This window comes from Shewanella sp. SG44-2 (assembly GCF_014164215.1).
GTDB classification, from domain to species: domain Bacteria; phylum Pseudomonadota; class Gammaproteobacteria; order Enterobacterales; family Shewanellaceae; genus Shewanella; species Shewanella frigidimarina.
Window position 1 is genome coordinate 56804 of the sequence record NZ_JACJEU010000003.1, and the last position, 15563, is coordinate 72366.

Annotated in this window: 10 protein-coding genes; 2 read left to right on the plus strand and 8 right to left on the minus strand. The window is 42.0% G+C overall.

The features are described from left to right. Window positions 1–285 precede the first annotated feature (285 nt). Window positions 286–2643 (plus strand): OmcA/MtrC family decaheme c-type cytochrome, encoded by a 2358-nt coding sequence (locus tag H5181_RS03085; protein WP_182750203.1) that lies wholly within the window; start codon window positions 286–288, stop codon window positions 2641–2643. Between the two features lie 646 nt (window positions 2644–3289). Here H5181_RS03085 and H5181_RS03090 read toward each other — a convergent pair. From H5181_RS03090 to punC, 7 genes are all read right to left on the minus strand, one after another. Next, window positions 3290–4825, minus strand: coding sequence for an MFS transporter (locus H5181_RS03090; protein WP_182750204.1), 1536 nt, complete (start codon window positions 4823–4825; stop codon window positions 3290–3292). Between the two features lie 282 nt (window positions 4826–5107). Next, window positions 5108–5446, minus strand: coding sequence for a PBPRA1643 family SWIM/SEC-C metal-binding motif protein (locus tag H5181_RS03095; protein WP_011636389.1), 339 nt, complete (start codon window positions 5444–5446; stop codon window positions 5108–5110). 215 nt (window positions 5447–5661) lie between these two features. Continuing rightward, window positions 5662–8568, minus strand: coding sequence for a valine--tRNA ligase (locus H5181_RS03100; protein WP_182750205.1), 2907 nt, complete (start codon window positions 8566–8568; stop codon window positions 5662–5664). 33 nt (window positions 8569–8601) lie between these two features. After that, window positions 8602–9051 (minus strand): DNA polymerase III subunit chi, encoded by a 450-nt coding sequence (locus tag H5181_RS03105; RefSeq protein WP_059746519.1) that lies wholly within the window; start codon window positions 9049–9051, stop codon window positions 8602–8604. A 466-nt stretch (window positions 9052–9517) separates the two neighbouring features. Next, window positions 9518–10201 carry a hypothetical protein gene (locus H5181_RS03110; RefSeq protein WP_182750206.1) on the minus strand — a complete coding sequence of 228 codons (684 nt, stop codon included), beginning with the start codon at window positions 10199–10201 and terminating at the stop codon, window positions 9518–9520. Between the two features lie 234 nt (window positions 10202–10435). Then, entirely contained in the window at window positions 10436–11218 is a 783-nt protein-coding gene (locus tag H5181_RS03115; protein ID WP_182750207.1) for an ABC transporter substrate-binding protein, read from the minus strand. A gap of 188 nt (window positions 11219–11406) precedes the next feature. Then, complete coding sequence (gene punC, locus H5181_RS03120; RefSeq protein WP_182750208.1) at window positions 11407–12690, minus strand: purine nucleoside transporter PunC; 1284 nt, start codon at window positions 12688–12690, stop codon at window positions 11407–11409. A gap of 203 nt (window positions 12691–12893) precedes the next feature. Here punC and punR point away from each other — a divergent pair, with 203 nt between their 5' ends. After that, the gene (gene punR, locus H5181_RS03125; RefSeq protein WP_182750209.1) at window positions 12894–13796 is read left to right on the plus strand and encodes a DNA-binding transcriptional activator PunR; all 903 of its coding nucleotides are present in this window, start codon (window positions 12894–12896) and stop codon (window positions 13794–13796) included. A 110-nt stretch (window positions 13797–13906) separates the two neighbouring features. Here the strand turns inward: punR and pepA are convergent, their stop codons facing one another. Further along, window positions 13907–15415, minus strand: a complete 1509-nt coding sequence (gene pepA, locus H5181_RS03130) for a leucyl aminopeptidase (RefSeq protein WP_011636398.1) — start codon at window positions 15413–15415, stop codon at window positions 13907–13909. Between the last annotated feature and the right edge of the window lie 148 nt (window positions 15416–15563).

Sequence of the window (15563 nt, forward strand, 5' to 3'; positions counted from 1 at the left end):
ATCTTTTTTATAACCATTATTTTATATATAGCGTTGATTTTATAGTTTTTTATTTATCATCCTCTGCACTTTTATATTACCCCAACTTATAAAGTACCTCTTTAGGGTTACCTTATCTGAAACTGACGGTTTCATTTTTGCGGATACCTAAAACTAAAATCATCAATTTCTGTTAACGAATTTGTAACCAAACCTCACAGGTTTATCACAGCAAGCGGGTGTTTTGTCTCATTTACTTATATTTTAGATGCGTAAAACCTACAAATTTAAATCGGGGGATTTAAAATGAAAAATTATAATAGAACATTACTTGCTGCAGCGTTTATTGCAGCGTTGGGTGTAACAGGTTGTGGCTCTGACGGCAGTGATGGTGCTGACGGAGCTGCAGGTACTCCGGGCACACCAGGCACACCAGGCACACCAGGCGCATCAGGTGGTTCGGTCGTTACTACGGTTGAAACTGCCTATGACTTTAACTTAACACTGGCTCCTACAGATATCGTCGTAGTAGGTGCAGATCCATTTAACGTTAAATTTACCGTAACAGGTAAAGGTAGTGGCGGAGCGGACGTTCCATACTCGGGACTTGATAAAGTCGCGTTATATGTGATGAGTCAATCAGCTAATACTACTGACACTGGCGCGCCAATGTTATGGACCAACCATGCCCTTGCCAATGATTTTGGTAGCAGCATGTATTGTACCTTAACCGGAACTGCCGCAGCACGAGGAGGCGCTGTAGTCGATGCTTGTACATTAGTTGAAGATGAAGCTAATCCTGGCACTTATACTGGTACTTGGGCACACGACGGTAACGCGCCTGTAGTATTGGCTAGTGGTGATGCAAACGATTTAGCTCGTGTGTTTATTCGTGCTTATGACGTTGTGATGGCTGATGGCACTTCAGTGAGCGATAAGATTTTATCAACTCCGGTTGATTTTATTCCTGCTACTGGCGAGCTTGCTGTTTCTGCAAAAGACTCAGTGTCTAATGCTGCATGTATTAAATGTCATAGCCCAATGGAAGGTTACGCTGATACTGATATGCGTATTGCCAATATTGGTGCTCACCATAATTACCAAAAAGTTGAAAATTGCGTAGCTTGTCATAACCCAGCTTATGCGGGTGGACAGGACGATCCTGAAAAAGGCTTCAATGCAAACTTCAATGCCATGATCCACACTATCCACGCGGGTCATCATATTGCTGACTCTCTAACTGGCGATGCTAAAAAAGAAGGATGGGGAGAAATTGGTTTCCCATCTGAGCTAAACGAATGTACCGCTTGTCATGATAATGGCACACAGTGGAACGACAACATTTATGCTGAAGCGTGTGTTTCTTGTCACGTTGATGTTGATTTAGCAACCGGTGTCAACCATAGAGGTATTGTGCCTGCTAGTGACGCTGTATGTTCTGGTTGTCACGGTTCAGGTAGCTTAAGCCCAAGTGAAGCACATAATGTTGGCGTGCGTGCAATGGCGACTGACTCTATTGTGTTTGCAGTTAGCAATGTCACTTATGCAGAAGATGCTGTAACCGTTACTATTCCTGAAACTACTAAGAATGGCGTAACAACTCCAGCGTATGATGAAATACAAGATCAGATGAGCGTTACTTTTGATGTAAGCATTGATGGTCAACCTATTGCTGATGGCTTCGATTTTGGTCCTTATGCCAATTATGACGAAATCAAAACAGGTACTGTTGACGCAGATGGCACTTACTTTGTGGGTGCATCTTTAAATCTAACAGGTGCTGTTTCTGCTGGTGGTAAGCTTGTTGTTACTAAAGTAACTAACTTTAACGTGGGTGGTAAGAGCCTTGCCATAACTCCTCGTTTCTCAGTTTGTGCAGATGCAGATGCTAAGTTAATTGCTTGTCAAAATGCGAGTGGCGTAGATCAATACGCGGTTGAGTATGTTGCTGTGACAATGGACACTGCATATTGGAACCTAGTTAATGCAGACGGTTCAGGTGCCAATATTGCTCGTCAAAGCGTACCATCTATGGTTAGCGCAGACGAAGCAAAATGTAGTACTTGTCATACATCGTTAGGTATTGCAAAGCACTACGGTAACGAGCGTTTTGACCAATGTATGGGTTGTCACAACAATACATGGGGTGGTTCATACCATGGCACTGTTGAGTACAAAACTGATGCAGTTGATGCTGATGGCGCACCAGTCTTTGCTATTGTTGAAGGTCTAACTTTCAGCAACCGTGACTTAATGACTGTTTCGCATCGCTTCCACAGCGGCTTATGGGACGACAACCGTGGTTTCCCTGCAATTCATTTGAATTCAGATATGGAAACTGAAGGTTACCCTGCAGTTGCAACTCAATGCTCAGCTTGTCACAAAGAAGATGTCGGTATCTTTGCTGCTGATGGTGGTTTAACGTCAGGTAAACGTTCAATTGCAGTGGATGCAGCAGGAACTAAATTTGTGTCTCCAGTTGCTGAGTCTTGCCGCTCTTGTCATACAAAAGCTTCTGCTCTGACTCACTTTGAGAACAATGGTGCTTATGTCGAAGGTAGTCCAGCATCAATTGCTAATCTACCAGTTGAATCATGTGCAACATGTCATGCCGAAGGTAAAGCTTACGGTGTTGATAAAGTTCACTCTGGTGCAGCGCACTAAATATTTAGATAACTTCTTAATCATCACTTAAGAAAGTAAGTAAGAGGGAGGCAGCAATGCCTCCCTCTTTTTTATTGATTTTATCCATCAGTATATAAACACTTTATGGTCATCCGTTATTTGTACTAGCCCTCGAACTTGATAACATTTAGCATCATTAACGTCTTAATCTCATCCGATTTAAACCAACCCAACCTAATCAAACCTGCTCAATATAGCCAATGCAAATAACTTGAGTTATCGCTATTTAATTGACGACTGAATTGAGATTAATAACACTCAACGTCAACTGAATCATCTAATGTGGTGGCATTTTATCTACAACAGACGATGGCTTAATGAGTCCGACACATCGACGTGTAAATCGTTGCTGCTGAGGCACTCTTGGCTGTAGTTTGGCGCGTGCGATTTGAGGAGTATGATTTATCAATCGATATTGAACCGAGTAAGTAGTAAGCAGGGTAGGTGAGGAGTACTGAATTAATGAACAAGAAGTTATTGGGAGGGAAGTTAATGATTGCGGCTGTTCTATTATGACTCGATTAAAATCTATCGACCTATTTGGGATAAAAAACAAAAAGGAAGCATTGCTGCTTCCCTTTTATCAAATCGGTACTTTCTGGTAAGTACTCTACAGCCTGCTCAACTACGCCAATTGTTGGCGCTGCATCCTTAATAGCCATTTCCCGTAGATGAATATACCTACCGCTGAAATAATCCCAATAGCGGCGATAATATACCAAGCCATGCCGATATTGTTGGCTTGATATAAAGCTTGGGTTAATGCCTGTGGGTCTTGACCTGTTACGCTGACTAAGCGACTAAATGCTTCACCTTGAGGAATGTTAGCAATATCGGTTAAGTTCATACCATGTTCAGACAGAGCTTCACGGGCGATGCGTTCTTTTGACGCGTACATGTCATACAGCTTAGGGCCGAAATAACCTTCCAACGTCCAACCTATGCCTTGAGGAAGCATGACAAAGCCTAAATACATGGCTTTTTTACCTTCAGGTGCGATGTTGCCCATAAATTCGTTTTTCTTGGGGCTAATCATCATTTCGCCGACAGAGAACATGGCAATTGCCAGTACAATCATCCAAGCCGCATTAAATGCACCGACCAAGGCAATGGCTAAAATACTCAATAAACAGCCAACAAACATGGCTGTGGTAATACGATATTTAGCCGTAAGCGCTGCAACAATGAAGCAAGTGGTCATGATCATCCCTGCATTGAGGTTGAGCATACCCTCTGGCATCACTTTTGTGCCGTCATTATTCAAGCCTAACCAGAACTGTAATATGCCGCTGCTGGTGCCTTCTGGGCCAAATAAAGAGGTGACAATGACGCTGGTATCAACCCATTCCGCAATGTGAATAGGCAATACATCAAATAATGAGTTATATAAAAACCAAAAACCAGCAAACACCAGCATGTAGTAAATCACCACAGGCTTTTTTAGTTCTCCTAAGGCATCCTTCCACAATGCTTGTTGTGTTTTCTCCCCTGTTTTTACTTGGCGTGCGCGCTCTAAACGCTCAGCTTTGCCAGGCTCTTTATAAGCTAATAAGAATAAAAAGTTAAACGAGATAATCGCTGCACAGGCGTAAAATACATTATCCCAAGATAATTGACGCATGTGTACCGCAACCAATGGACCTAAAAACCCACCGATGTTAACCACTTGGTAAAAAATCCCCCAAGCCATTGAAGTATTATTTCGGTTAGTTGACAGTACTAAGGTGCCTTGAATACCTGGTTTGAATACCCCGGTCCCCATGGCTAACAACATGGCACCGGCAAGAAAACCCCAGAAGCTGGGGAAGAATGCCATGGTTAAATAACCACATATTTTGATGATGGTAGAAACGAAAATGGTTTCTTTGTAGCCAACACGATCAGAAATCCCGCCAGTTAACACCGGCACGAAGGTTTGTAGTAACGCCCACACGGATATAATAATACCGTAATCGCTTAAATTAATGCCCAGTCCGCCTTCTGAAACAGGCGCTTTGGCGTATAAACCAGCACTGGCTTTGACGCCATAATAGGCAATACGTTCTATTAGCTCCATGCCACCGACAAGCCAAAATATATAGCCTAAACTGGTGATCGCGGCCCACATGCCTAACTGTTTTACTTCACTCAAGTCATTGCCTGAGTGTGAATTAGTGCTCATAAGTCACCCTTTTATTTTATGGTCTGTTTCATTTTTATAACAAAGGCTGACACTTTACCTAAGTTCGTGACTAATACCAAACCCTATCCATAAGTGGCCCGCTCAGAGTGCCGCTTATTTGTGAATTTGTGATGTGGTTACATAGGCAAGTCTAGTTTGTTAAGTGTATACAACGTTAACGCTAGCAATCTAAAGGCAATAAAAAAGCGGATCGTAAGATCCGCTTCAATTTTTTATCATTGGCCCGTTAGTTCTCAACGGGCCTAACGTTGGTGTTACGGTTTAAGCACCGCAACACTTTTTGTACTTTTTACCACTGCCACAAGGGCAAGCATCATTGCGGTTAGGCTTAGCTTCAGAAGTAACCGCTTTAGGTTTATTCAATAAACCGGTTAAATCAACAATGTTTTCAGGCTTATCAGCATCAATAGTGATATTAGCAAAGAGTTGCTGTTCAGCGACCATAGCAGCCACTTCATGTTGGCGAGCTTCGGTTTGAACTGACAATATTAACGGTAACGCTTCCGTGCCCAGTTTGGCTGCACGTTTGGTGTTATAACCACTTTCACCATAAGCTGGCTTAGGGGTTCTACGACCTTTAAAAAAGTATTTATCAGACATGGTTTTGACCCATTAGATAGAATGATGATATTGGCCGAAGCTTATACACCAAAAATGTAAGTTGAGATATCAAAGTTTCAATTTTGAACCAAATAAACCTAATATTATCGCCATGGGTCACATCAACAAAGATAAAAAACCAGCGAGTTATTCGCTGGTTTTTTTAATAGTGCTTTGTTAAACAAAGTAAACCTTAAGACAACAACTTAGTGCAGTTAAATCTTAGCTAATTCGACTTTTTGTTCGTTTAATTTTTCAATGTCACGAGTTAAATCGGTCATCTTAGCGCGTTCTTTATCAATTACCGCAGCAGGGGCTTTAGCCACAAAACCTTGATTAGATAATTTACCTTCAATACGGGCAATCTCTTGAGCAAGCTTTTCTAACTGTTTATCGATACGGGCCATTTCTGCGCCTACATCGATCAAACCTGCCATTGGGATTAATAGCTCCATATTGCCGACTAACTGAGTGCTCGACATTGGCGCCGTTTCACCCTCTGCTAAAATGGTCATCGTTTCGAGTTTAGCCAAACTTGCAAAGAATGTTTGGTTTGCTTCCAGACGAATACGATCTTCGTAGCTCACACCACGCAGTAACGCATTAAGCGGCTTTGATGGGGCAATGTTAAGCTCTGCACGAATATTACGTACTGCTACAATCACTTGCTTAACCCATTCAAGATCGGCCATCGCGGTCGCATCAACTTGATCTGCTTGATAAGTTGGGAATGATGCTAGCATGATGGTATCGCCAGTTACGCCTGCTAATGGTTTGACACGTTGCCAAATCGTTTCAGTAATGTACGGCATAAATGGATGCATTAGACGTTGCATTTTTTCAAGCACATTGACCAAAGTGTGGCGAGTGCCGCGCATTTGCGCTTCAGTGCCATTTTGCATAACAGGCTTGGTTAATTCCAAATACCAGTCACAGAATTGATTCCAAGTGAACTCGTATAAGGTGTTAGCGGCTAAGTCGAAACGGAAAGCGGCCATGTGATCTTCAACGGTTTTCACGGTTTGGTTAAACAAACCAATGATCCAACGATCAGCTAACGATAATTCCATCTCACCTGGTTTGCCATCAACTAACAATTGACCGCAATCTAAAGGCTCGCCAGCTTCATCGCTATCTGGATCCGTCTGCACTTCAGTGTTCATTAACACGTAACGTGACGCATTCCATAACTTGTTACAGAAACTGCGGTAACCATCAAGACGTTTCATGTCCCAGTTGATGTCACGGCCGGTTGAAGCCATTGCTGCTAAGGTAAAGCGCAGTGCATCAGTACCATGAGCTTCAATGCCATCGGCAAATTCTTTACGGGTACTCTTTTCAATTTTTGCGGCAAGTTGCGGCTGCATCATGTTGCCAGTGCGCTTTTCAACTAAGGTTTCAAGCTCGATACCGTCAATCATGTCTAATGGATCAAGTACGTTACCTTTAGACTTTGACATTTTATTGCCGACTTCGTCACGGATAAGACCGGTAACGTAAACGGTTTTAAAAGGCACTTGTGGCTTGCCATCTTCATCTTTAATGAAATGCATGGTCATCATGATCATGCGGGCAACCCAGAAGAAGATGATGTCAAAACCGGTCACCAACACGTCGGTTGGGTGGAAGGTTTTTAAATCTTCTAAATTGTCTGGCCAACCTAAGGTTGAGAATGTCCATAATGCTGAGCTGAACCAGGTGTCTAATACGTCGTCGTCTTGACGTAATACCACAGAGTCAGCAAATTTATGTTTAGCGCGAACTTCTGCTTCGTTACGACCAACGTAGACTTTGCCGTTTTCGTCGTACCAAGCTGGAATACGGTGTCCCCACCATAACTGGCGTGAAATACACCAGTCTTTAATATCGCGCATCCATGAGAAGTACATGTTTTCGTATTGCTGCGGTACAAACTTAATTTCACCGGTTTCTACCGCTTCAATGGCTGTTTTAGCCATTGACTGAACAGCCACATACCACTGGTCGGTTAGTAATGGTTCAATCACCACACCAGAGCGATCGCCATAGGGTACTTTTAAGCCGTGCGGAGCGACTTTTTCAAGTAGACCTAAGCTGTCAAATTCAGCCACGATAGCATCACGGGCTTTAAAGCGATCTAGGCCAACATAACGCTCTGGCAAGGCAATCTCGACGCCTTTGTTTGGGGTGCCATCAGTGTTAATCACTTCAACAAAACTACGTACGGCGGCATCTAAGGTGAAGATGTTGTACATAGGCAGTTGATGACGTTTACCGACTTCATAGTCGTTAAAGTCATGGGCTGGAGTGATTTTTACACAACCGGTTCCAAATTCCATGTCGACATAATCGTCGGCAACAATCGGCACTAAACGGTTAACGATAGGCAATAGAATGAATTTGCCAATTAATGACTGGTAACGTTCATCATCTGGATGTACGGCTACTGCGCTGTCACCTAACATGGTTTCTGGGCGCGTAGTGGCCACTTCTAGGTAATCTTTACCGTCGGCTGTTAATGCACCTTGGGCCAAAGGATAGCGGAAGTGCCACATGTGGCCTTGCTTCTCTTTGTTTTCAACTTCTAAATCTGAAATGGCGGTGTGCAGCTTTGGATCCCAGTTAACTAGGCGCTTACCACGATAAATAAGTTCATCATCGTATAGACGAACAAACACTTCTTGAACCGCTTTTGATAAGCCTTCATCCATAGTGAAACGTTCGCGATCCCAATCAACCGATGCGCCCATACGGCGAAGCTGTTTGGTAATCGTGCCACCAGACTGTTCTTTCCAGTCCCACACTTTATCGATAAAGGCGTCACGGCCTAAATCATGGCGAGTTTTACCTTCTTCGGCTTCAAGCTTACGCTCAACCAACATTTGAGTTGCAATACCCGCGTGGTCGGTGCCAACTTGCCACAAGGTATTTTTACCTTTCATGCGCTCAAAGCGGGTAAGGGTATCCATGATGGTGTCTTGGAAGGCATGGCCCATGTGCAAGCTACCGGTTACATTCGGTGGCGGGATCATGATGCAGTAATTGCCTTTTGATTCATCACCATGCGGCTTGAAGTAACCTTGCTCTTCCCAGTTTTGGTAAAGGGCTTGTTCGATAGACTTTGGGTTGTATGTTTTTTCCATAGGAGCGTTATGTTCTCTATCTAAATTAAGTGTTTATTCAGCTAATGCTTGAGTGCTAGGCGTAATGCCTACATTCTGATATTGACGGTAGCGATTGCGAGCAATACGCTTGAGTTCGTCATCATTAGCGACAAAATCGATAATATGGAGCAAGTTTACCGCAAAACTGGGCATTTGGTCTGCAAGATTAATCAGAACTTGACGACTTTTATTTGGCCCTAAAGTATCAAAACCAATTTCCACAGGTGCACCTGTTACTGGGCCTTCACCTTTTAAGTTGTGTGGTACAAAGGCGTTTGGCTCAAATTGCCACAGTAATTCGTCAATGGCATAAGCTTGCTGTTTGTCTTTACAGTGAATGTAGACGGTTTTTTGTTGGCGATATTGTTGTTCAGCTAACCTGCAAGCCGCTAAATAGAGCGCATCTAATGCACTCATTTGATTATGATTATCAGGCATAAGGTAAAACAAGGCTTGAGTCATGTGGTGATGCTTTTAACAGGTTAATAAGTTGGGCTCGAGTTTACACTAAAATCGTCTGCGGGTTAATGGCCTCGTGATGCGATATTCATATGACGTTGGAATAGATTAATATCCCTAGCGTCAGTTTAATACTGCTAATTAATCCTAAATATATCGCGATCATAATGGATTTTCTACGCCGTTCAGGCAGCAGTTCTATAATTGTAGGATGGCGGTCTGACTGCTGAGTAGGGGTTAAACTGGATCGCCACAATAAAAACCAAATGATGGTTAAGTTGTATGGCGTGTTGTTTATAAGGATTTGTTGCTTTCGCCATGGGCTTAACACTAGTAGTCGACTATAAACCTGTTGCTGATTTATGGATAAGCTAAAACGGGTGGTGACACGGTTGTAATAGACATCTATTTTCTGATTATCAATTAAATGTGTTTTGTGTTGTTTGAGTTCAAATCGCATTGGTTCGCCTTAACGGATTAACTCACATTTTACATGAGTAGGACGAGTCCCTTTGGTGCACTCTTTTAAAGCTCTGCGTTGTGCTTTTAACATTGAGTCATAGCCATAACCGTATCCATATCTAACATTACCCATATCGTTAACCGATACAGCCAGTGCTTTATGGTTTTTAAAGCTTTCAAACTTTATTAACACATCAATAAGCTTTTGATCATGAGTGATAAATTGACAAGCTTTAGGTTGTGGCGTTTGTTCACAGGCTAATGGGTAATGGTCAAATACAGGGTAGGAAATATCGATACTGTCAAACCAAGAAGACCAAGTGGTTTCTTGCCTAGTTATTTGTATATCTGCAGCAATATGAATTTGCAGATGCTGATCGTCAGAATCTTGTTGCCCTAACCAGACTAAGTTGAGTTTATTGTCGTTAGGATGGCCATTGGCAACGAGCACATCGCCAGCGCAATTGTCACACAGTTGCTCGTTAGCTTTTATGATTGATACTTGGGTTGAATGGCCAGTAGCGCCACCGCAGCTTCTTTCAAAGATAACAGCCTTATACATTTTATCTAATGAAAGTGATTCGGTGTAAACGGTATTACCGCACATTTTATTGAGTAGCCAGCCCAATAAAATAGTCATTAACCCAAAAAGCGCTAACGTACTGACTATTGAAATGAGTATCGCCTTCATCAGAACATCCTTTTCAGTGATTTTTATTTCGTTAAATTATATATTTATACTTATTTTGGATTTTATATTAAATTTGTTATTTACATGTAACAAGTTAACCATTGTTTATTCTTAGTCTGTTTGGCTTAGAGAGGATCTTCGGGGAGATAGCATTAAACATATTTAGTGGATAACGAAAATTCGATAGTAAAAATTATCTATTGCAGTTGTTATGTATTGGAAGTGAATGATCCATTATCGCTTAGCAATATCGGTATCAGTTGGAAAATAATCTTGATAAATGGTCTGGTAGATCCCTGATGATTTTAACTCATCAAATGCTTGCTGCCATAATGCAACCGCCTCATCAGTGGTGTCGTTTGAAAACGCAATATATAAGGTAGAGTCGTACAACTTAATAGGAGTACGTTCTATTGAGTTGATATCGATATCGGCTGCTTTTGCCAAAAAAGGCATTACTAGCTCGCTCATCGGCGCAACATCAACTCTGCCGTAACTGAGCATTTTGAGCGATTGTAATTGGGATTTGTCAGTACTGAGGTTAGTGAATCCTTGGGAGTCCAAATAGGTATGGTCAGCATTACCAAGCACTACGCCGACATTTCGGACTCGTTTTAAGTCTTCTAAATCTGCTAGTGATAGTCCGGAATTACGCTTTTGGTAAAAATACACTCCGCTACTAATAATGGGGCCTACCCATTTCATGTTTACTTCTCTTTCCGGCCTTTTAGCAATGACAAATAACGCAGTATTGGGTTGCGACTTTAATAACTGAAAAGCTCTATTAAAGGGGTACATTTCAATGTTGGCTGTTTGCTGGGTATGTAGCATCATCGCTTGAACAATATCGATAGAAAAACCGCTTAAAAGATCATTATCAATGTAACTAAATGGGGGTAATGGATGGGTGATAAATCGAACTTGCGATTGGTCTTTTGCAAATAGATCGCCCGTTGGCGTGAGTGCAAAGCAAACGCTGAGGAAGATGATATAAAGCGTTAAAGGCAAGCGTTTCATTTATGGGTGTGCCACTGCTAATGACATTATCAAGCGGTTGTGTTGCGTCATTCAATCAATTCCTTGTGATTGTTAATTTGAATGTGAGAGTTAACGTTAAGCTGTTCAATAAATAACCTAGCATATGATGAAGTTATAGACAAATTATAACTCCATCATATGATGATTATTTTATCGCCACATCACCATTATTGATCATGTTTAGTGAAGGCTTTAGATAACCTTGCTGGATCAGGAAAAGTAAAATACTGATTTATTTGTGCCCAAGAATCATGACTTTTTATCACGTGGCCAACGGCAACCAATACTGAACAGGCCAGTATTCCCCAACCAATGGCGTTATCACCCGCACTTGCCCAAACTGCCACCAGACTTGATGCCCCAAAAGAGATAGTAATCTGCAAAAAATTTTGTAGTCCTGCAGCTTTGGCCGCGTTATTGCTGAACTCTTGCAGAGCATTATTGACCACAATAGGATAAATCGCGCCATTGCTTCCTGCTAGCAAAGAGAATGCAATGAGCAGTGGCAATATTGTTTCAGTATTGAGGATCACACTGGAGGTAAAAATGGCAGCAACACATAAACCAAACAATATCAGTAAACAGTTTAGGCTGATTTTGGTGCCAAATTTGCGGATCAGTAATTTACTTGAGTAGCCACCAACAATAAACATGATGGTTTGGGGAATAAAACTTAAGCCAATTTCTGTCGCGGCGTACCCATACTGTTCCATGACAGCAGGCCACAACGTTAAGTAAGCAAAAAAAGCGCCTGAACACGCACCAAAAATAACCACATTGCCTAAATATCGCGTATTGGAAAGCAGTTGTTTATAGCGGATATGAGTTTTGCTTTTGTGAACGCTCACTTGTTCTTTAGGCACAAAAAAATACGTCATGGCAATGAGTAATACTGCAATGATACATAAGCTAATAAACACCGCGCGCCAGCCAAAACTATTCAGTATCATTGCGCCAGCAATGGGCGCTAATGCCGGAGACAATGCCACTAAAGGCATAATATTAGAGAAAATATTTTGAGCTTTATCGGCTGGGTATTGCTCAATCACAATCGCTTGCCAAATAACGGCTGCACTGCAAGCACCAATCGCTTGGAAGAAACGAGCAATATTCATCATCAGAATACTGTCACTATTCGCAATCAATGCACTTGCTAGCATAAACAGGCTTAAACCAACAAACAGTGAGTTTCGCTTACCTATTTTATGTACTAATGGCCCATACAATAACTGTCCGATAGCGAGGCCAGCTAAAAAGCTGGTTAACGACATGGCCACTTCTGAAGTGCTTGCATTAAAAGTCCCTTCAATAGATTTGAATGATGGGAGGTACATGTCGGTAGCTACAAAACCTAACATACTCAGTAAGGCTAAATAAAACAGAAACAAATAGAATGTTATATTTGTTTGTTTTGTGTTGATTAATATATTGTTATTGTTCAAATTAGGCATATTTATTTTCGTCAGTTCAATAAAGGTCGCTAGCTTAATGGTTTGCTAAATTAGCTGGAAACGTTTATTTTTGACGGCTGCTATCAAAAATATTGATACCATGATGTAATTACAAGAATGGAAGGTTTCAGTTCAATATCAAACTTTGGATGTGTTATTCACCTTGTGCTGTTAATGTACATTTTCTAGCGAGTTAAATTGATATGCTTTCACAGCAAGTTTTTGAGCTAATAGACGTTGTCGCCCAAACAGGTAGCTTTACTGCAGCCGCGAAAAAATTGCATAAGGTACCGTCTGCTATAAGTTATTCAGTCAAACAAATTGAAACTGAACTGGGAGTCGAGTTATTTATTCGCCATCATCGCAGTGTCAGCCTAACCCCAGCAGGAAAGCATTTCGCCGTAAAAGCGCGCCAGTTTCTTAACGATATGGAGTTAATGAAACGCGACACTCAACGAGTGGCCAATGGTTGGAAGCCTATACTCTCAATTGCATTGGATAATATTTCGAGAACGGATAGCGTTCATGCGTTGATTGCTGATTTTTATCGACAGTTTCAAGATGTGGAGCTGATTATCAGGATTGAAGTGTTTAATGGTGTATGGGAGGCTCTTGCTACCGGAAGAAGTGATATTGCCATTGGTGCGACAACCGCAAATCCAGTTGGTGGGGCATTTAAATTCACTAATATGGGCAATATTGATTGGCTGTTTGTGGTCAGCTCTGATCATCCATTGGCAAATATTATGCGTCCACTTCATGATGATGAGTTGCGTGTTTTTCCGTCTATTTGTCTTGAAGATACCTCTCGTGATATTCCTAAGCGGATTACGTGGATGTTAAACAGTCAACGACGATTAGTAGTGCCCGATTGGCACAGTGCTATTAACTGTTTTGTCGAAGGCTTAGGGGTTGGATATATGCCTGAACATCTGGCTCGACCGTTGATTGAATCAGGTAAGTTAGTCTGTAAAACGCTCCACAGAGTGAAACAACCTAGCCCATGTTGTTTGGCGTGGAATGATGATCAAATGTCACCCGCATTGGCTTGGGTATTGGATTATTTAGGTGATGAAGAGCAATTACATCGTCAATGGTTGGCCTAGTTTTGGTGGCATAGAGTGTTTACTTTACAGACTAATGTATTGACGTCTTCGACAATAAAAAAAGGGTAAAGCCTTAGGCTTTACCCTTTAATATGCGCCAAAGTTAATACTTATTCGCTAATTTCAACACCAGCACGATTAATTAAGAACTGGCTTAAAATCGGTACCGGACGACCGGTAGATCCTTTGTTTGCGCCACTGTTCCAAGCCGTACCTGCGACATCTAAATGTGCCCAATTATACTTCTTAGTAAAGCGAGACAAGAAACACGCTGCAGTAATCGAACCAGCCGGACGACCACCTAAGTTAGTCATGTCGGCAAATGGGCTGTCTAGCATGTCTTGGTATTCATCCCATAACGGCATGCGCCATGCGCGGTCACCACTTTGCTCACCAGCATTTAGCATTTCGTGTGCAAGCGGGTTATGCGAACTAAATAAACCAGAAGCGTGCTTACCTAATGCAATAACACAAGCACCAGTTAAGGTAGCGGTATCAATCACTAATTCAGGGTCAAAGCGCTCAACGTAGGTTAATACATCACATAACACTAAACGACCTTCGGCATCGGTATTCAACACTTCAACCGTTTGGCCTGACATCGTGGTTAAAATATCGCCTGGACGATATGCGTTACCAGCAGGCATGTTTTCACAGCCAGCTAATATACCAATAACGTTGATAGGTAATTTCATTTCACACAATGCTTTCATGGTGCCAATAACACCAGCAGCGCCACCCATGTCATATTTCATTTCATCCATGGCTTCGCCAGGTTTTAATGAAATCCCGCCAGAGTCAAAGGTTAACCCTTTACCGACAAGGACAATTGGCTTTTCTGTACTGTCAACGGCGCCCTGATATTCCATCACAGTCATGATTGATTCATTGGCACTAGCACGACCCACAGCAAGATAAGAGTTCATGCCCAATTTGGCCATTTGCTCTTCGCCAATAGTCGTAACGTTAAGGTTTTCGTACACTTCAGCCATTTGACGTGCTTGAGATGCCAAATACGCAGGGTTACAAATGTTAGGCGGCATGTTGGCCACGTCACGACATAAATGCATACCTGCAGATACGGCTGTTCCGTGTTCAATGGCTCGTTCACCAATGGTGAGTTCACGGCGCGTAGGCACGTTGAATACCATTTTACGTAATGGACGACGAGTTTCGCCTTTACGGGTTTTTAATGCATCAAATGAATACAGGCTATTTTGAGTGCTCTCAATGGCTTGGCGAACTTTCCAATAGGTGTCGCGGCCTTTGACATGCAGTTCAGTTAAGAAGCACACTGCTTCCATTGAACCAGTTTCATTTAGGGTACTGATGGTTTTTGTGATAATTTGTTTGTATTGGCGCTCGTCTAACTCACGCTCTTTGCCACAACCAACCAGTAAAACACGTTCGCTTAGTACGTTTGGTACATGATGCAATAGCAACATTTGTCCTGGTTTACCTTCTAGGTCACCACGACGAAGTAGGTTACTAATGTAACCTTCACTGATTTTATCCAATTGCTCTGCGATACCAGACAGACGGCGAGGTTCGTACACGCCGACAACGATACAGGCTGAACGTTGCTTTTCGGGGCTGCCGCTCTTTACGCTAAACTCCATGAGCACTCCTAGATTCTTAAAGACAAATTTTTATATTTATTAGATAATGTTTGCATTACGCCATCTGGCATATAATCAACGAAAAGGTGATAACTGTTTGGGATTATTAACGAAAAGAGGCGTAAATTGACAGCCAAAATAGATGTTA

Excerpts from the sequence above, each read along its gene's own strand:
- H5181_RS03085 (WP_182750203.1), top strand. The coding sequence starts at position 286 with ATGAAAAATTATAATAGAACATTACTTGCTGCAGCGTTTATTGCAGCG.
- H5181_RS03090 (WP_182750204.1), bottom strand. The coding sequence starts at position 4,825 with ATGAGCACTAATTCACACTCAGGCAATGACTTGAGTGAAGTAAAACAG.
- H5181_RS03095 (WP_011636389.1), bottom strand. The coding sequence starts at position 5,446 with ATGTCTGATAAATACTTTTTTAAAGGTCGTAGAACCCCTAAGCCAGCT.
- H5181_RS03100 (WP_182750205.1), bottom strand. The coding sequence starts at position 8,568 with ATGGAAAAAACATACAACCCAAAGTCTATCGAACAAGCCCTTTACCAA.
- H5181_RS03105 (WP_059746519.1), bottom strand. The coding sequence starts at position 9,051 with ATGACTCAAGCCTTGTTTTACCTTATGCCTGATAATCATAATCAAATG.
- H5181_RS03110 (WP_182750206.1), bottom strand. The coding sequence starts at position 10,201 with ATGAAGGCGATACTCATTTCAATAGTCAGTACGTTAGCGCTTTTTGGG.
- H5181_RS03115 (WP_182750207.1), bottom strand. The coding sequence starts at position 11,218 with ATGAAACGCTTGCCTTTAACGCTTTATATCATCTTCCTCAGCGTTTGC.
- punC (WP_182750208.1), bottom strand. The coding sequence starts at position 12,690 with ATGCCTAATTTGAACAATAACAATATATTAATCAACACAAAACAAACA.
- punR (WP_182750209.1), top strand. The coding sequence starts at position 12,894 with ATGCTTTCACAGCAAGTTTTTGAGCTAATAGACGTTGTCGCCCAAACA.
- pepA (WP_011636398.1), bottom strand. The coding sequence starts at position 15,415 with ATGGAGTTTAGCGTAAAGAGCGGCAGCCCCGAAAAGCAACGTTCAGCC.